Annotated in this window: 17 protein-coding genes and 1 tRNA gene; 3 read left to right on the top strand and 15 right to left on the bottom strand. The window is 42.6% G+C overall.

Features of this window, described 5'->3' with window-relative positions; genetic code table 11:
• Nucleotides 1–19: 19 nt before the first annotated feature.
• Complete coding sequence (locus ICE88_RS06110) at nt 20–622, bottom strand: nitroreductase family protein (protein WP_216250586.1); 603 nt, start codon at nt 620–622, stop codon at nt 20–22.
• A gap of 160 nt (nt 623–782) precedes the next feature.
• Between ICE88_RS06110 and senB the strand changes: the two genes are divergently transcribed.
• Nucleotides 783–1,736 (top strand): selenoneine biosynthesis selenosugar synthase SenB, encoded by a 954-nt coding sequence (gene senB / locus ICE88_RS06105; protein WP_216250582.1) that lies wholly within the window; start codon nt 783–785, stop codon nt 1,734–1,736.
• A gap of 25 nt (nt 1,737–1,761) precedes the next feature.
• Here the strand turns inward: senB and egtD are convergent, their stop codons facing one another.
• The 8 genes from egtD to ICE88_RS06065 form a co-directional block, all read right to left on the bottom strand.
• The gene (egtD, locus tag ICE88_RS06100; protein ID WP_216250580.1) at nt 1,762–2,688 is read right to left on the bottom strand and encodes an L-histidine N(alpha)-methyltransferase; all 927 of its coding nucleotides are present in this window, start codon (nt 2,686–2,688) and stop codon (nt 1,762–1,764) included.
• Between the two features lie 3 nt (nt 2,689–2,691).
• On the bottom strand, nt 2,692–3,732 hold the full coding sequence (gene selD / locus ICE88_RS06095; protein ID WP_216250577.1) for a selenide, water dikinase SelD: 1,041 nt from the start codon (nt 3,730–3,732) through the stop codon (nt 2,692–2,694).
• A gap of 63 nt (nt 3,733–3,795) precedes the next feature.
• Entirely contained in the window at nt 3,796–4,944 is a 1,149-nt protein-coding gene (locus ICE88_RS08645) for an SUMF1/EgtB/PvdO family nonheme iron enzyme (RefSeq protein ID WP_216250574.1), read from the bottom strand.
• Nucleotides 4,945–5,307: 363 nt separating this feature from the next.
• Entirely contained in the window at nt 5,308–5,769 is a 462-nt protein-coding gene (locus ICE88_RS06085; protein WP_216250573.1) for a DUF411 domain-containing protein, read from the bottom strand.
• Nucleotides 5,770–5,803: 34 nt separating this feature from the next.
• On the bottom strand, nt 5,804–6,082 hold the full coding sequence (locus ICE88_RS06080) for a copper-binding protein (protein WP_216250571.1): 279 nt from the start codon (nt 6,080–6,082) through the stop codon (nt 5,804–5,806).
• Entirely contained in the window at nt 6,082–6,564 is a 483-nt protein-coding gene (locus ICE88_RS06075) for a plastocyanin/azurin family copper-binding protein (protein ID WP_216250567.1), read from the bottom strand. The genes ICE88_RS06080 and ICE88_RS06075 overlap by 1 nt, the downstream gene beginning before the upstream one ends.
• Before the next feature lie 13 nt (nt 6,565–6,577).
• Entirely contained in the window at nt 6,578–7,984 is a 1,407-nt protein-coding gene (locus tag ICE88_RS06070) for a multicopper oxidase family protein (protein WP_216250564.1), read from the bottom strand.
• Between the two features lie 3 nt (nt 7,985–7,987).
• Complete coding sequence (locus ICE88_RS06065; RefSeq protein WP_216250562.1) at nt 7,988–8,956, bottom strand: TolC family protein; 969 nt, start codon at nt 8,954–8,956, stop codon at nt 7,988–7,990.
• A gap of 515 nt (nt 8,957–9,471) precedes the next feature.
• Here ICE88_RS06065 and ICE88_RS06060 point away from each other — a divergent pair.
• The gene (locus ICE88_RS06060) at nt 9,472–9,822 is read left to right on the top strand and encodes a DUF3147 family protein (protein WP_216250560.1); all 351 of its coding nucleotides are present in this window, start codon (nt 9,472–9,474) and stop codon (nt 9,820–9,822) included.
• A 188-nt stretch (nt 9,823–10,010) separates the two neighbouring features.
• Here the strand turns inward: ICE88_RS06060 and ICE88_RS06055 are convergent.
• The 5 genes from ICE88_RS06055 to rpsU form a co-directional block, all read right to left on the bottom strand.
• A tRNA-Ile gene (locus ICE88_RS06055) sits at nt 10,011–10,087 on the bottom strand.
• 7 nt (nt 10,088–10,094) lie between these two features.
• Nucleotides 10,095–12,695 carry an RNA polymerase sigma factor RpoD gene (gene rpoD / locus ICE88_RS06050; protein ID WP_370624433.1) on the bottom strand — a complete coding sequence of 867 codons (2,601 nt, stop codon included), beginning with the start codon at nt 12,693–12,695 and terminating at the stop codon, nt 10,095–10,097.
• Nucleotides 12,696–12,797: 102 nt separating this feature from the next.
• Nucleotides 12,798–14,648 carry a DNA primase gene (gene dnaG, locus ICE88_RS06045; RefSeq protein WP_216250557.1) on the bottom strand — a complete coding sequence of 617 codons (1,851 nt, stop codon included), beginning with the start codon at nt 14,646–14,648 and terminating at the stop codon, nt 12,798–12,800.
• Nucleotides 14,649–14,670: 22 nt separating this feature from the next.
• Complete coding sequence (locus tag ICE88_RS06040) at nt 14,671–15,117, bottom strand: GatB/YqeY domain-containing protein (RefSeq protein ID WP_216250555.1); 447 nt, start codon at nt 15,115–15,117, stop codon at nt 14,671–14,673.
• A gap of 89 nt (nt 15,118–15,206) precedes the next feature.
• Entirely contained in the window at nt 15,207–15,419 is a 213-nt protein-coding gene (gene rpsU / locus ICE88_RS06035) for a 30S ribosomal protein S21 (RefSeq protein WP_088813122.1), read from the bottom strand.
• Nucleotides 15,420–15,499: 80 nt separating this feature from the next.
• Here rpsU and tsaD point away from each other — a divergent pair, with 80 nt between their 5' ends.
• A complete protein-coding gene (gene tsaD / locus ICE88_RS06030) occupies nt 15,500–16,564 on the top strand; it encodes a tRNA (adenosine(37)-N6)-threonylcarbamoyltransferase complex transferase subunit TsaD (RefSeq protein WP_216250552.1) in 1,065 nt (354 codons plus the stop codon).
• Here tsaD and folE2 read toward each other — a convergent pair.
• Nucleotides 16,561–17,382 carry a GTP cyclohydrolase FolE2 gene (gene folE2, locus ICE88_RS06025; RefSeq protein WP_216251900.1) on the bottom strand — a complete coding sequence of 274 codons (822 nt, stop codon included), beginning with the start codon at nt 17,380–17,382 and terminating at the stop codon, nt 16,561–16,563. The genes tsaD and folE2 overlap by 4 nt on opposite strands.
• Nucleotides 17,383–17,385: the final 3 nt, after the last annotated feature.

Below are 17,385 nucleotides of genomic sequence, written 5' to 3'. Positions count from 1 at the left end.
ATTAATATAATTAGAGGAATTAGAAACGATTTTCAACAATCATTTCTGATTGTGGAATGAATCCAGGCTTTGGCCAGGCTGGTTTTATGGCCTTACCAATTGGCAACATCGCAGCCAATGCAAAGTCTTTTGGCAAATGAATCAATTCAGCAACTTTCTTAAAATCAAAGCCAACCATTGGGCAAGAGTCATACCCCATCCCTTTAGCGGCCAACATCATGGTTTGCAGCAAAATGCCAGCAGATCTCATGGCTTCATCACGCTGTAACTGCTCATCAGCTGAGTAGAAAGGATTGATCCATGGCACCAAGATATCTTGTGCCTCTTTAGGGGCATTGACCCAATATCTGGCAGGATCTTTGCTCCATGCCTTGATATCCACAGCAATCACAAACAGTAATGAGGCATCTGTGACTTGAGCTTGATCATGAGCAGCAGCGCGTAACTGAGTTCTCAAAGCTTTGTCAGTGACATTCACCAAACGCCAGTGTTGAATATTGAATGAAGATGGGGCTTGCATCGCTAATTCGATTAATTGCTGGGTTTCTTCTTTGCTGAATTGATGAGCTGGGTCAAAGTGTTTGATCGCTCTTCTTTGGCGGATAGCATCTAGTGTGTTCATGTGTGTCTCTTATTAGTTATTGCTCATTTATTGGTTAAAAGTACTCAAAGATGAATTATGTCTTAAAAAGGTAATCATCGATCAAGTACTTAATTAAAGCTCTTTTAGCCGCTATCGAGATGGCCGTAATTAAACTCAAGAAGACTTATACAATGACAAAATGAGCAATATAGAAATTGTGACCCCTGCCCCAGCAGGAAGCCTCCACGGAAACCGCATCACAGCATTGCGCTGGCAGAGCTTTCTGAAAAAATTAAGTCACCAAGTTCGAGTATCTAATCAATGGACGGGTAAAGACACAGATTTATTGATTGCACTTCATGCATACAGAAGCCATGCATCAATTGTTCAGTTCCGAAAAAAATATCCAAACCAGCCAATCATCTTAATTTTGACTGGCACTGATTTATATCGCGACATGGCATCACATGCTGAAGTAATTAAATCAATGGAAATGTCTGACGCAATCGTTATCTTGCAATCCGCAGCATTGGCGATGATTCCAAAGCATTTGCAAACAAAAACTCACGTCATTTATCAATCCACTAAGCCAGTTAAACGTAAAGCTCTTTTGAAGAAGAGTTTTTTAATCAGCGTGATCGGACATCTGCGATCAGAAAAAGATCCTTTCTGTACTGCCAAGAGTCTCAAGTACCTGGGGCCAGAGAGCAAGATAAAAGTCATACATATGGGTAAAGCTATGAGCCCTGAGATGAAAAGTCTGGCAAAGGCATTCAACAAAGAACTCAAGAACTATCAGTGGCTTGACGAACTAAGTCACTCTGAAACATTACAGCAACTCTCCCGCAGCCATCTCATGGTGATATCAAGCCTCATGGAGGGTGGAGCACATGTGGTAACTGAGGCAATCGCCATTGGGGTGCCTATCATTGCATCTGATATACCTGGCAACCGAGGCCTACTCGGAGATGACTATCCTGGCTACTATCAAGTTGGGGATGAGAAGGCTTTGGCCAAGATCCTGCAAAAGACAGAATCGAATGCAGCCTTTTATCAATCTCTTGAAAAGCACATCAAAAAAAGAAAAGAATACGTGCGGCCAGAATTTGAATTGAATTCAATCAAAGCGCTACTGAATCGTTTAATTAAATAAACCGCTTGTTGAGATCAGGGGAAGATCAAGCCTTGGCATAGCAAACCATGAACAACTCTTGAGGATCCGTCCAAACCCGGACATCATCAAATCCAGCTTTGATCAATAAATCAGAGAATGAAGCTTTAGTGTATTTATAACTATTTTCTGTGTGAATCATCTCACCAGCTTTGAAATTAATGGATTGCGATTGCGAATGCGATGGCCACGTCACAACTAGGTCACGTTTAGCGCGAAGATGCATTTCAATGCGAGATTGCTCTTGATTGAAGACAGCGTAGTGCTCCCAATCCAAAACATCAAAATCACTGCCAATGATGCGGTTAACGTGCTTGAGAACATTTAAATTAAACGCTGCCGTTATTCCAAGAGAATCATCATAGGCCCTTTGAAGAACGTCACTGTCTTTGACCAAATCAACGCCAATCAAAAATCCGCCTGAACCATTACAAATGCTGGCAATGTTTTCAAAAAAAATACTGACTTGATCAGGGGTGAAGTTCCCGATAGAAGATCCAGGATAAAAGAAGGTTTTCTTCTTACCTGCCAAGTCTGGAAAGCTTAGCGGCTGAGCCAAATCACAAACCTGCGCAGACATCTGTATATGAGGAAATCTCTTTTTTAAATCAACAATTGCTAATTCTAAAAAGTCTTTTGAAATATCCAGCGCAAGATATTCTTTTGGATTAATTGAATTAAAAAGCTCACTGGCTTTAGCGCAATTTCCTGCACCCAAATCTAATAAGACATCACAAGTCCCAACAGCAGATGCTATTTGAGACTCATGCATCTTCATGATCGATTTTTCAACTCGCGTTGGATAGTATTCTTCTAAAAAGGTAATGGCCTCAAACAGGTGTGAGCCAATATCATCATAAAAGAACTTAGGAGATATGGATGGTGTGACTGACTTTAGCCCGGATGTTATTTCTTCAATCAGTGATTGATTCATTTTTTACGCCACGGATAAACCGGAGCCCTCAATAAATTGTCCGATTTTCTTCGCCTTCATAAAGTCACCTGCTTGCAAAATGGCCAGCACTTCAGCCTCTGCTTCTGGTGCACAAGAAATCAATAGACCACCGCTGGTTTGAGGATCAGTCAATAAATTTTGCTGCCATAAAGATATGTTCTGCGCCAACTTAACTTCGTGTCCGTAGCCAACCCAATTACGTGTTGAAGCACCGGTGTAAATATCTTTTTGTACCAACTGAACAGCTTCCTCAACAACCGGAATACTGTTCCAATCTAACTTGGCCTCTAGTTTTGCGCCACGCGCTAACTCAAGTAAATGTCCGGCCAAACCAAAGCCTGTGACATCGGTCAAAGCATGAACCCCGTCTAATTGCGCTAATTCAACGCCAGGCTTATTGAGCTTGGTTGTTAAAGCAATCATCTCGCGGTAACCAGCTTCAGACAATTGCTCTTTCTTAAGCGCTGCTGAAAGAACACCCACACCTAAAGGCTTACTTAAAATAATGCTGTCACCTGATTTGGCTCCATTGTTTCTCTTAAGTTTCTTAGGATCGACGATGCCAATCGCTACCAAGCCATAAATAGGCTCAACCGTGTCAATAGAATGACCACCCGCAATCATGATGCCAGCATCAGCACAAACCGATTCTCCGCCTGCTGTGATTTGCTGAATGACCTCCATTGGCAAAACATTGATGGGCATACCAAGCAAAGCCAAAGCAAATAATGGTTGTGCACCCATCGCATAAATATCAGATATCGCATTAGTCGCAGCAATTCTGCCAAACTCAAATGGATCGTCCACGATTGGCATGAAAAAATCTGTTGTTGCTACGATGGCCTGATGTTCATTGATTTGATAAACAGCTGCATCTTCATTGTTGTCTGAACCAGCAAGTAATGCAGACGGAATGTTTCTGATTGGTGATGCCTTCAGGATATCGCTCAAAATGCCCGGGGCAATTTTGCAACCACAACCACCACCATGAGAAAGAGAAGTAAGACGACCGTTATAAGACATAAATGCTCAGTAAAAGAATGAATGAAGAGACTGAAAAATCAGGAATACCGTAGCTTACTCAATTTAGCGCAAACACGTACGAAAGCCACAAAAATGATCAGATCGTTGAGGCGCATAAAAGTTACGGAATGCGACCCTTCTTAAACGCTCTGGGGTGTATGGGCTCCAGCCTTTCAAAACCTGATAATTACCATCAAACCATGGCTTAGAGTAATCAACATAAGGATCAGCCGAAAACCCTGGGAAAGGCATGAAGGGACTTGAAGTCCATTCCCATAAATTGGATGCCTGCCATTGACCGTCTGCTTGACTCATTAATAGTGATAATTCATGCTCGGTTGGCAATCTAACTTGGCGCCACTCACAATAATGCTGAGCATCTACATAAGACACATGTCGTACAGGCTCATCTAAAGCAAGTAATTGCCAATTATCAAAAAATCGTTGATACCAATCACCCCCCTCTTTTTTCCAATAATTAGGAATCGTGATTGGCTTACCATGCGAATAGTTTTTAGATGATTCAATAAACTCTAAATACTCACCATTAGTAATTGGTTGTCTCGCAATAGAAAATTTATTCAAATCAACAGTATGTGCCCATTTTTCATTATCAAATATGAAACCACTCTGTTTATGTGCGCCAGCTTGAATACTTGATTTTGGGAAGTGAATATATTTAGACTTTAAATCACCTTGGGCGCTCTTTTTTGAAAAAGGTTCAAAAGGCTGCGCATAAGACATGGTTTGCCACATATAGGCAAAAGCTTCGTTGTGCATATCCTGATGAAAGATAGACAGCTGAATAAAGTAGGCAGTCTCAGCATCAACAGTGCCCTGAAGTAAATCAATTGTTTTCTGAGCCACTTCAAAGTTATATTGCAGCAAACTCTCCAATGCCGGCACCTCAATCGTCCAACGATCTGCATGAGCTATTTCTGAAGAATTAAAAAATAGATCAGCGTTACTCAGCAAAGATGGATGAGAGATTTGACCTTTTCGATGCACCCAAAACTCATGGAACCATGTGAGATGCCCAAACTCCCAGTTAGGAGGATTTAATATTTCGAGCCTTGGAACCACTTCTTGTCTCGGCTTGAGATTCAGGAAAATACTGCGCGTGCGCTCAATTGTCTCAATCAACCAAGCTTTTAATAAAGATTGGTTAGCTTGAGTCTGATATTGAAGATGATCATGTAATTTTTGATTCACCCCCTGATTATAGGGTTCAAGATGAGCGCTTTTTAGTGGAATTAAACAAAAAGCCAACCCGTGAGTTGGCTTTTGAACTACTGGTGGGCCGTCGCCGACTTGAACCGCGGACCAAAGGATTATGAGAACAGACAACCAAATAAACCATTAGGATTTCAAGAGATTACACCTCCTAAATATTGGTGTGTAGCTTTTTGTTAGTTAAATACCCTCTTATTAAACCAATAATCTCAAAACTTTGAGTTTTAAAAATTACATTGGTTTGGAGCAGCCATCTAACATATCGTCGCTCCTAATACTTAAAGTATCTTAGCCGCATGCTTTAGATAAGAATTTGGGATCAATCCACTCATATTTACTGCTTTATTTATAGGATTGATAAATACTAGGCTGACCATTCATTCCAATCAATAAAACATCGTATGGATCTTTTTTTTCACCGTATTCAGGTCCATCCATTCCAGGCGAACCAATAGGCATAGCAGGAACCGCCAAACCCAATGCTATAGGTTTTTCAATTAATAACCTTTTGATTTCTCTTGAGGGCACATGACCCTCAATGACATATCCATTTATTAATGCAGTATGACAAGAACCATATTGAATGGGCATCCCTAACTTTTTACGTATTTGATCATTTCCCTGAGGAATAGCCTTTACATTAAAACCATTTTTCTGCAGATAAATTTCCCAATCTTTACAACACCCACAGCTTGGACTTTTCCACATCGTGATTAGAGGCTTTAGGGGAGATGAAAAACTGAGAGCGGGAAATAACATCGCCCCAAAAAAGATTGACCGTCTAATTTTATTTAAATTTTTCATAAGTTTTTACCAATCAAACATTGAAGATTAATTTTTATTGTGGCTTTCTAATTTGTTTAACAATTAGCTTTGTTCCTTTTTCTTCAGCCGTGAATTCAACCTTATCGCCTGGATTAATTCCTTTCAAAATATCAGCATTCTCAACGTAGAAAACCATGGACATTGGAGGCATATCAAGACTTTTGATTTCTTCATGTTTTATGGTCAGCTTCTTATTCTCAATATCAATACGGCGAACCTCTCCCTTAGCCCACTCAGTCGCAAAAACACTAGAGCTCAATAGAAATAATCCCATTGCAATAAGTTTTTTCATTATTTCACCTCAATTTTTCCAACCATACCGGCTTGATAGTGCCCAGCAATCAAGCAAGCAAATTCAAATTTTCCTGGCCGATTGAATTTCCAGATGATTTCTGCTGATTTCCCTGGAGAAACATGAGCCATATAGGGTTCATCGTGCTCCATGTTTGGATGCTTCACCATCATTTCTGCATGCTTATCAAGCACTGGCTTAGTTCCAATCACCATCTCATGCATTAACTTCCCGTTATTCTTGATGACAAACTTAATGGTTTCGCCTAATTTAATATCAATTTTTTCGGGCTTGAACTTCATATCATCAGACATTGACACCGCAATGGTGCGAGTGACCTCCTTGCTATTACCTGCAATACCCCAGTCTTCCTGCTGAATAGTCATTTGATGATGCATCGGCTTTTTATGCTGATCCCCATGAGCAAAGGTTAACTGAGACAAAGCTAAGCCAAAAAATATATAAGCGAACTTGAATTTCATTTTGAACTCCTAATTAGTGATTGTGACTTGTTGAACCTGAAGGCTTTTTGACCTTCACTTCGACTTCTGGTGTTGGATGCATTCGCTTCATTGCAGAAGACCCTGCATCCTTACTTCTTGATGGGCTTGGTGTAGCACCCTTCCATTCAAATGCCTGGGTCCCTTTGGGCTGTTTGAACCATCCAGCATTCTTATAGTCGTTGGGAGCTTGATCCTTTCGTACTTTCAAGACTGTGAACATGCCACCCATCTCAAGGGATCCATAAGGACCATCGCCTGTCATCATTGGAAGAGTGTTTTTGGGAAGCTCCATCTCCATCTCAGTCATATCAGACATGCCTCGCTCTCCCATGACCATGTAATCAGGTATAACTTTCTTGATTTTTCCAGCCAATCCTCGATGATCAACTCCAATTAAATTAGCAATATCGTGCCCCATAGCATTCATAGTGTGGTGACTCTTATGACAATGGAATGCCCAATCACCTTCTTCATCCGCCAAAAACTCAATTTGACGCATTTGACCCACCGCGACATCAGTTGTCACTTCATACCAACGGGTTGCCTTTGGCGTTGGTCCGCCATCAGTACCTGTGACATGAAACTCATGTCCATGTAGGTGAATAGGGTGATTGGTCATCGTCAAATTACCCACACGGATACGCACTTTGTCGTTCAAGCGGACATTCAGAGTGTCAATACCAGGAAAGACTCGGCTATTCCATGCCCAAATGTTGAAGTCCAACATCGTTGCTGGGTTAGGAGTAAAGCTACCAGGATCAATATCAAATGAGTTCAAAAGGAAACAAAAATCACGGTTGACCTCATCAATGTCAGGATGCTTTTCCTTTGGATGCGTCACCCAAAAGCCCATCATTCCCATGGCCATCTGTGTCATCTCATCAGCGTGAGGGTGATACATGAAAGTACCAGGACGACGCGCGGTAAATTCATACACAAATGTCTTGCCTGATGGTATTGCCGGCTGATTCAGACCAGCCACCCCATCCATACCATTGGGTAGACGTTGCCCATGCCAATGGATTGAGGTGTGCTCGGGTAGCTTGTTTGTGACAAAAATTCTTACTTTGTCACCCTCAACGACCTCAATAGTGGGCCCTGGTGATTGACCGTTGTAACCCCATAAGTGCGCTTTAAATCCTGGCGCCATCTCACGAACAACTGGTTCAGCAACTAAGTGAAATTCTTTGACTCCATTGTTCATTCGCCAAGGCAAAGTCCAGCCATTGAGAGTCACAACCGGGTTGTACTCTTTTCCACTATTTGGAAATAGCGGCTTTTGTGTATTAGGGCTCGTTTGAATAACTGGCTCAGGCAATCTTGCTAAAGCATGTCTACTCACTCCAGCAGCGGCCATCGTGACCGCAGCTCCTGTTAAAAATTTTCTGCGTGTGTTCATTGACTACCTCACATTGATATTTGAGAAATCCATCTGCGCATCGATTAGATCTTTCTCTAATTTGGCAGCTTGGATTAATAAAGCTAAGTTCGCATCGATATACTCAATGACCGTTTTACTTTGTTTTTCTGCATCTTCTAGCAGGTGAAATACATCAATCAGCATCCCGTTATATCTGAGTAAGTTTTCCTCAGAAATCTTCTTTTGGGTTGGCAAGATATCTTCCTTGTAGGATTTAGCTTTATTGAATTTCTCCGTGTAGTTCTCATAAGAAATCCGAGCCAAAGAACGTATATGAACAGATCCAGGATTACTGATTGCTCCGAGATTGATTGATCTTTTTTCTTTGTCAGTCAGCCTCCTTAAATCTTTTGGCGGCTCAGGTAAACGAGGCTCAACATCTACGTTTACATCTCGGTTAACAAAGTTCAGTCTTTGAATAAAACGCTCCTTTGCCTCTAAATGCTTAGTTTCAAGAGCTTTATATTCCAATCTTTTTTTGTATAAGTCTTTCTTCTGGTTTAGAAGCTTGAGCTCATTCACATTACCAACCTTGTACATACGGTCAGTTAGCTCTGAAGCAGCTTCTACAGCGTTAAGCACATCCTCCATATGTGCCAGCTTTTCTCTTTGCGCCACCAATTCATAATATGACTTTGATGTTTCATAAATGATGGCATATCGCTGTTGGAGCGCAGAGCGCTGAGCAGGACTTAATACATAGTAATCAGTCATTGACTCAGAGCCTGGCAAATAGTTAACCGAATCCAATTGATGACTCAGCATTCGCTCAACAGCTTGATTTAGTGAAAAGATATTTTGATTTGATGGCACCATAGCAGGAGGCTGCTCTTTGGCATAAACCTTCCAACCACCAATTTCTCCAACCAGTTTATTTTGTTCTACCCATACAGAATTAGCTTGGGCATGCAAGGCCATAAAACCAGCAAATGCAAATATTAGTTTCTTCATATAACTCTCCAATAACAATCAAACCCAAAATTTGGGCGGACTTATACTAGGGGAGTTACAGAATGGGTGGCTTGATTGGTGCGGCTAGGTCGTGGCTAATGAAACTCACATCTCTAGACTTAAAAGATACAAAGTATGAAGTCGGAGTTATTTCTGGCTTTGAATAAAAAAAGGCAAAAGCCATGCACAAAGCGCAAGAGTTACAACTTTTACCTTGGGGCGATGAGTGATTGTCATCAGCAGAAGAATCTGAGGTGTTTTGATGACAATTATGCTGTGATGCATCAGTTGCTTCAACACGGAGGGCCAAGGAAGAATGTTGAAAAGGCATCTGCGATGCAGCCCAGGATTGCAAGGGTGCACTAGCAAGTAAAAGAACAAGGATTAACTTTTTCAACATGTTCTGACTTTAACACCAATCAAATATATTTGCCAAAATACGCTTGCTGACTGAACGGGGTATTGTTTTAAATGATATTTTTACTATATGACAACTAGATATTATTGGGACTTTTATGACTTGGATCATTACAAAATACTTATTAACAGCCGGAATAGTTGTGTTGGTCAGTGAAGTAGCCAAACGAAGCGATAAGTTAGGAGGATTCATTGCAGCACTACCGTTGATAACGTTACTCACCTTAACTTGGCTTTTTATTGAGAATCAATCAGAAGAAAAAATAGCAAACCACGCTTATTACACTTTTTGGTATGTGATTCCTACTTTGCCGATGTTTTTATTATTTCCATACCTGCTCCCTAAATTAGGTTTTTGGTTAACTATGGGAGGAAGTATTGCAGTAACTGTTATCAGTTTTGGACTATTTTCCTTATTGATGAAAAACTTTGGAATTCAACTATTGTGATGATTTACTTCCGAATGAATCAATACTTATTTTATGAATGCGTCACAAAATATTATTAGTTCATTGCTCCAACGCAGACATCCATATCTATTGGGTTTGCAGTTGGTAATGTAGAGTTTTTCATTACACACCGACCACACAGAAAAGAAAAATGACCTAGCGTTTTCACACTAAGTCATTGATTTTATTGGTGGGCCCTCGCGGACTTGAACCGCGGACCAAAGGATTATGAGTCCTCTGCTCTAACCAACTGAGCTAAGGGCCCTTATGGATTAATCTTCCTCTAAGAAGCTCTTAAGCTTGTCGCTTCTGCTTGGATGACGCATTTTACGCAACGCTTTTGCTTCAATTTGACGAATACGCTCACGCGTTACGTCAAACTGCTTACCAACTTCTTCCAAAGTATGGTCAGTGCTCATCTCAATACCAAAACGCATTCTCAATACTTTTGCTTCACGCGGTGTCAATGAATCAAGGATGTCCTTGACCACATCACGCATTGAGTCATGCAAAGCAGCTTCTTGCGGAGCCAAAGTGTTCGTGTCTTCAATGAAGTCGCCCAAGTTTGAATCAGCATCATCACCAATTGGGGTTTCCATTGAGATAGGCTCTTTGGCAATCTTCATGATCTTGCGAATCTTGTCTTCTGGAATCTCCATCTTCAACGCCAATGTTGCAGCATCAGGCTCGACACCTGTTTCTTGCAAAATTTGACGGCTGATACGGTTCATCTTGTTGATGGTTTCAATCATGTGAACAGGGATACGGATTGTGCGGGCCTGGTCAGCGATTGAACGCGTGATCGCCTGACGAATCCACCATGTTGCGTATGTTGAGAACTTGTAACCACGACGGTATTCAAACTTATCGACGGCCTTCATCAAACCAATGTTGCCCTCTTGGATCAAGTCCAAGAACTGCAAACCACGGTTGGTGTATTTTTTAGCAATCGAGATCACCAAACGCAAGTTAGCAACAGTCATTTCACGTTTAGCAGCACGAGCACGTTTTTCGCCCTCGTTCATCTTCTTGTTCACTTCTTTTAATTCTGGAAGTGGCAAGACCACGTTATTTTGAATATCAATTAACTTTTGTTGAATTTCTTGAATTGCAGGAATGTTTCTTTCAAGGATCGCTGCGTAAGACTTGGCATCTTTCAACAAAATTGAAGACCACTTCAAGTTCAATGCTTGTTTTGGTAGAGCTGCTAGAACTTCACCACGTGGTACACCCACTTTATCAACAAGTACTCGAACCAAGCTGCGCTCTAATGCCCACACTTGATCAACTTGCTTGCGCATCGTGTCACATAGTTTTTCTACAGACTTGGCCGTTAAACGGAAGCCCATCAATTCATTACGAATCGCTTCTTGTGCTTTTTTGTAGCCAGGAGAGTTGTAGCCCTCTTTCTCATGCGCTTTGCGCATTTTCTCGAATTGATTGCGAATCACCACAAACTTAACGAGAGAAAGTTGCTTTAATTCTTCAAGCTGCTTAGCGGACGCAGTATTACCACCGCCGCCACCGCCGCCTTCTTCTTCACCCTCTTCACCTTCTTCATCTTCAAGAGGCTCTTCTTCTTCAACGGCAGTCATTGGGATGTCTTCTGCGTTTGGATCCACCAAACCATCGACAAACTCATCAATCTCCATCGTGCCTTCTTCGATCTTCTTGACGTTGTCCAAAATCTCAACAATCGTCACAGGGCATGCTGACAACGCCATCACCATTTCTTTAAGACCGGCTTCGATCTTCTTGGCAATGACAATCTCGCCTTCACGAGTCAAAAGATCAACGGTACCCATTTCACGCATGTACATACGGACTGGATCAGTTGTTCTACCAAACTCAGAGTCAACGGTTGATAAAGCTGCTTCAGCTTCTTCTTCAGCTTCTTCTTCGGTTGTGGCAGAAGGTGCGTTCTCATTCAATAACAATGTTTCTGCATCTGGCGCCTGTTCGTAAACAGTGATGCTGATGTCGCTCAACAAGCTGATCAATGTTTCTAATGAATCAGAATCAGAAATTTCATCTGACATCACGTCATTGATTTCGCCATGCGTTAAGTAGCCGCGTGACTTACCCATCTTGATCAAATGCTTCAAGCGAGCACGACGCAACTCTTGCTGCTCTTCACTACCTAATTTTTGAGCATTGAATTCTTGCAACAATGCTTTTTCTTTTGCTTTGCGATCACGTGCTTTTTGACGATCTGTGCGGTTATCCACATTTGGATCAACCGGCTCTACTGGCTTTGGTTTACGTCCACGTGTTTTTTTAATTGGCTCACCGTTCTCATCTAGAGCAACGGCTAATGCTGCCGCTTTTTCTTTGACTTTATCGGCAGCGATTTTTTGTTTTTCTGCTTTAGCTAATTCTTTAGCCAAAGCTTTGGCAAGCTTGGCTTCTTCTTTTAATTCTTTTGCTGTTTTAACTGCAGGCTTAGCTGACTTAACTGACTTAGCGAGTTTTACTGGCTTCGCAGCTTTAGCTGGAACTTTGGCAATCACTTTTTTAGCCACTGGCTTTGCTGCGGCTTTTTTAGGTGCTGGTTTAGCTACTGCTTTGACAGGTTTTTTAGCAACTGGCTTAGCAGCAGCTTTCTTGGCCACTGGTTTAGCTACAGGTTTTTTAGCAACTGGCTTGGCCGCTGCTTTGACAGGTTTCTTAGCAACAGGTTTCGCAGCAGGCTTTTTGGCCGCTGGTTTGGCTGCAGGTTTTTTAGCCACTGGCTTGGCCACTGCTTTTTTAGGAGCTGGCTTAGCAACTTTTGCAGCAGGCTTCTTAGCCACTGGTTTTGCGCTTACTTTTTTTGGGGCTGCCTTAGAAATGACTTTTTTGGCTTTAGATGCTGGCATAATGTTAGTACTCACTCACTTTAATAGACTAAGAAGTTACAGAACTGCTAACTTATTGAATTTCATTAGAAATTCGGAAACCTTGTATTATAGTCGGTGAGCTGGAGTTTTTCCAGATTATTTGAGTTTTGTCATTAATTGACGATAGCGCTCAACATCGCCTTCCTGGGTTTGACCAGCCGCTATTCTGGCAGCAATTTCGGTCATTTGATCCTTTAAATCAATCTGTTCCAGTTTCTTGAGGGTGCTATAAAAGTCTTCTTTGGCAATATCTTCGGTTAAATCACTTTGCATGATTCTTTCACGAAGGATGGCATAAGACTTGGCCAAAGGCGCCCGATCCAATTGTTCCTGAAATACTGCAAAACCAACATTGGATGGCATTTGCTCACACTGGAAAATCAAATCGGCCATCAATGCCATGGCCTTTTCTGATCTTTTTTGAGCAGCTGCCAAAATAAGGCGTTTTGCTTCAGGCTCAAGTGTTCTTGCAAAGAATGGGAATTGCAAAAGAATTCTTAAGATTTGTTCTGCTAAATCGGTTGGCGCTGTGGGTGGCGGCCCAGATGAAACTGGTGCTTTTTTAGTCCATGGTTTTTTACCATTCGAACCAGCCCCACTCATGTATTTATCTGAACCATTATTCGTGACAGGCGTCATTGGCTTTTGCTCAACAACTGGCTTGAATCCACAAAATGATTCAAGCTCTGCTGGAGTGATGCCAACTCTTTGCGCCAACTCACGAATCAATTGCGCTCTTAATGCGATCGCAGGCATCGATAACAACAGTGGCTTTGCTGCGTGTTGAGTTTGTGCTCTACCTTCAGGCGTATTCCAATCATGACCTTCATTGGCCACTTGAATCAAAAACGAAGACAAAGGCATCGCTTGGCGAATCGCTTCTTCAAACGCTGGAGCACCGCGCTCTCTGACAAAACTGTCAGGATCGTGTTCTGTTGGCAAAAATAAGAATTTGATTTCTTTGTCATCTGCCATCATCGGCAAACAAGCTTCAAGCGCTCGCTTCGCAGCTCGCTGACCAGCGGCATCACCGTCGAATGAAAAAATGATCCGATCAGTTTGACGCATCAACGCTCTGACGTGATTGGCTGTACACGCCGTACCCAAAGTGGCCACACCATTGGCAAAGCCTAATTGAGCAAGCGCCACCACATCCATATAACCTTCACAAACGATCACATATCCTTTATCTCTGATGGCTTGTCGCGCTTCAAACAAACCATACAAAGTATTGCCTTTAGAGAACAGTGGTGTTTCTGGTGAATTTAAATATTTAGGTTCGCCAGCATCTAAGATTCGGCCACCGAATGCAATCACCTGGCCTTTAGGATTGCGAATTGGGAACATGATGCGATCACGAAAGCGATCGTATCGTTTTGACTCTGACTGAATAATCAAGCCGGCTTCAACCAAAACATTGGCAATCGAGTCTTGAGTGTAAGAACCAAACACAGCTTCTAAGCCTTGCCAAGCTTCCGGTGCGTAACCCAAGTTAAATCGCTTAGCGATTTCACCACTCAAGCCACGACCTTTTAAATAATCAATCGCGCGCGTGTTTTGTTTTAGTTGTTGTTTGTACCAATCAGCCGCTGGTGACATGACTTCACTCAGAGCAATTGCTTGCTGTTGCTTCGCAAGGTCTTGCGGTCTGCGCTCTTCACGAGGCACAGTCAAGCCAGCAGATCTTGCCAACTCTTCAATGGCATCTACATACGTTAGACCAGAATGCTCCATGAGAAAACTGATCGCAGAGCCATGCGCTCCACAACCGAAGCAGTGATAAAACTGTTTGGTTGGTGACACACTGAATGATGGAGACTTCTCGTTATGAAAGGGACACAAACCTTGAAAGTTGGCGCCCGCTTTTTTCAATGTCACATGACGCCCAACAACCTCGACGATATCGATGCGATTTAATAAATCAGCAATGAAGGATTGAGGAATCATGTTGGCAGTCTATGACAATTCTTTATTTTGTTAAAGCAGCTTTCACTTGAGCAGAGACAACACCCATATCCGCTTTACCGGCCAATTGTGATTTAACAAGGCCCATGACCTTGCCCATATCTTGTGGTCCAGTCGCGCCAACTTCCGCCACTGCTTTTGCAACCACTGCAGCTACTTCAGCTTCAGACATTTGCTCTGGCATATAAGCCTGCAAAACAATCAGTTCAGCATTCTCAATCACTACTAAGTCATCACGCTTAGCAGCCTGAAACTGAGAAATAGAGTCTTTGCGTTGCTTGATCAGTTTTTCAATGATGGCAATCACTGCGCCGTCATCCAACTCAATGCGCTCATCCACTTCTTTTTGCTTCATGGCAGCCAACAATAAACGGATGGTTCCCAAGCGAGCAGTGTCTTTTGCGCGCATGGCATTTTTCATATCTTCTATGATTTGGTCTTTTAAGCTCATCTTTACTCCTCAAATGAAAAAACCCACTGCGGGATAACCGTCAGTGGGTTTGTCTTATCCCAAGGCTAGAAATCCAGCCTGAGAAAAAATTAATACATTTTCTTAGGCAACATCTGGCTGCGAATACGCTTGTAATGGCGTTTAGCAGCAGCAGCTTTCAAGCGCTTGCGCTCAGCTGTTGGCTTTTCGTAGAACTCACGAGCACGTAACTCAGTCAAAAGACCGTTCTTCTCGATGGTGCGCTTGAAACGGCGCAGTGCTACTTCAAAAGGTTCGTTTTCGCGTAAGCGGATTGTTGTCATGCTGTAGTTCTCTAAATAGGATCTGAAAAAAAAGTCAGAAAAAACTGTAAAACGAGATTGTAGCACGGCAAAATACAGTCATGCGAGTACTTGGTATAGAAACCTCTTGTGATGAAACAGGCGTGGCAATTGTCGATACAGCCCCCTGGGAGGCTGGGAAGCCTGCTGGGATGGGCTTATTAGGCCAAGCCCTGTACTCTCAAATAGCCATGCACATTGATTATGGCGGCGTGGTGCCAGAATTGGCCTCCAGGGACCACATCAAAAGAATATTACCCCTTATAAATCAGGTACTTAAAGAAACACCCGGGGGCTTAGAAGACATCGATGCGATCGCTTTTACCCAGGGTCCAGGCTTGGCCGGGGCTCTTTTGGTCGGCGCATCCGTGGCAAAAGGCATGGCCTTGGCCCTGAATAAGCCAGTTTTGGGCATTCATCATCTGGAAGGTCACCTTTTATCGCCTTTATTGGCTGATGACGCCAATATTCAGTTCCCATTTGTGGCCCTTTTGGTCTCAGGTGGGCACACACAACTCATGAAAGTGACTGGGGTTGGCGAATACACGATCCTTGGAGAGACTTTGGATGATGCTGCCGGTGAGGCGTTTGATAAAACTGCCAAGATGTTGGGCTTGAGCTATCCGGGAGGACCAGCTGTTTCCAATTTAGCTAAAACTGGTAATCCAAGCACCCATCAATTCCCTAGACCCATGAAACATTCGGGTGATTTGGATTTTTCATTTGCTGGTTTAAAAACATCGTTACTGACCCAAGTTAAAAAAGTCACTGCTGCTAACAATGGTCACTTGAGTGACTCCGCCAAAGCGGATGTCGCCAGAGGATTTGTTGATGCCATCGTTGAGGTGTTGGTCAGTAAATCCATTAATGCCTTAAAGCAAAGTGGTTTAACAACCTTGGTTGTGGCTGGTGGCGTTGGCGCCAACGAACAACTCAGAGAATCATTGGCTCAATCTTGCAGCAAAGAAGGTTTCTCAGTTCATTACCCACCGATGCATTTGTGTACCGACAATGGTGCGATGATTGCTTTTGCTGGGGCTATGCGTCTAAAGAAAAATCCCCAACTTGCTACCAAAGATTGGGGATTTGACGTGAGGCCTAGATGGCCTTTGGATGATTTGAATTAGTCTGACTGAATCAGTGCATACGCACTGTGATTGTGAATCGACTCAAAGTTTTCAGCTTCAACAACAAACGATTTAATTCTTGCATCAGCTTTTAATCGACCAGCCACATCACGCACCAAATCTTCAACAAACTTTGGATTGTCGTAAGCTCTTTCGGTCACATACTTTTCGTCTGGGCGCTTTAACAAGCCCCACAACTCACATGAAGCCTCTGCTTCAGCGATTCTGACCAAATCTTCAATACTCAAATCAATGTCTTTTTGCAAAGTCACATTCATCGTGACATGTGAGCGTTGATTGTGAGCACCGTACTCGGAAATTTCTTTTGAACATGGGCACAAGCTTGTGACAGGCACAACCGCCTGAAGCTTTAAATCCACTTCTACTTGACCATTCACATTTTTAGCGTTAGCCACCCAAGTCACATCGTAGTCAAGCAAGCTCTGCACACCAGAGATGGGCGCTGTCTTGTTGATGAAGTGTGTGTACTTAAGTGAAATCTGACCAGCCTGCGCTTCTAACAATGGCAACATTTTGCCAATCATCGAACGCATCTCATGAGCATTCAAAGGCGCATGACTGTCTTGTAACAAAGCGATAAAGCGGGACATGTGTGTGCCCTTTTTATCCGCTGGCAACAGAACATCTAAATCAATCATGGCAACGCTTGGTTGCACGCCTGATTCGGTTGTCACCTGAATAGGATGGCGCACGCCACGAATTCCAACGCGATTAATCACGATGTTGCGATGGTCAACGGACGACTGAACATCGGCCATGGCCGATGTTTTTAGGAAAGATGTGTTGATGTCATTCATGGT

It is taken from the genome of Polynucleobacter sp. AM-26B4 (genome assembly GCF_018882285.1).
Classification (GTDB): Bacteria; Pseudomonadota; Gammaproteobacteria; order Burkholderiales; family Burkholderiaceae; genus Polynucleobacter.
This window is presented reverse-complemented; position numbering and strand designations above follow the sequence as displayed.

Coding starts and splice junctions, on each gene's coding strand:
- ICE88_RS06110 (WP_216250586.1), bottom strand. CDS start 622: ATGAACACACTAGATGCTATCCGCCAAAGAAGAGCGATCAAACACTTT.
- senB (WP_216250582.1), top strand. CDS start 783: ATGAGCAATATAGAAATTGTGACCCCTGCCCCAGCAGGAAGCCTCCAC.
- egtD (WP_216250580.1), bottom strand. CDS start 2,688: ATGAATCAATCACTGATTGAAGAAATAACATCCGGGCTAAAGTCAGTC.
- selD (WP_216250577.1), bottom strand. CDS start 3,732: ATGTCTTATAACGGTCGTCTTACTTCTCTTTCTCATGGTGGTGGTTGT.
- ICE88_RS06085 (WP_216250573.1), bottom strand. CDS start 5,769: ATGAAAAATTTAAATAAAATTAGACGGTCAATCTTTTTTGGGGCGATG.
- ICE88_RS06080 (WP_216250571.1), bottom strand. CDS start 6,082: ATGAAAAAACTTATTGCAATGGGATTATTTCTATTGAGCTCTAGTGTT.
- ICE88_RS06075 (WP_216250567.1), bottom strand. CDS start 6,564: ATGAAATTCAAGTTCGCTTATATATTTTTTGGCTTAGCTTTGTCTCAG.
- ICE88_RS06070 (WP_216250564.1), bottom strand. CDS start 7,984: ATGAACACACGCAGAAAATTTTTAACAGGAGCTGCGGTCACGATGGCC.
- ICE88_RS06065 (WP_216250562.1), bottom strand. CDS start 8,956: ATGAAGAAACTAATATTTGCATTTGCTGGTTTTATGGCCTTGCATGCC.
- ICE88_RS06060 (WP_216250560.1), top strand. CDS start 9,472: ATGACTTGGATCATTACAAAATACTTATTAACAGCCGGAATAGTTGTG.
- dnaG (WP_216250557.1), bottom strand. CDS start 14,648: ATGATTCCTCAATCCTTCATTGCTGATTTATTAAATCGCATCGATATC.
- ICE88_RS06040 (WP_216250555.1), bottom strand. CDS start 15,117: ATGAGCTTAAAAGACCAAATCATAGAAGATATGAAAAATGCCATGCGC.
- rpsU (WP_088813122.1), bottom strand. CDS start 15,419: ATGACAACAATCCGCTTACGCGAAAACGAACCTTTTGAAGTAGCACTG.
- tsaD (WP_216250552.1), top strand. CDS start 15,500: ATGCGAGTACTTGGTATAGAAACCTCTTGTGATGAAACAGGCGTGGCA.
- folE2 (WP_216251900.1), bottom strand. CDS start 17,382: ATGAATGACATCAACACATCTTTCCTAAAAACATCGGCCATGGCCGAT.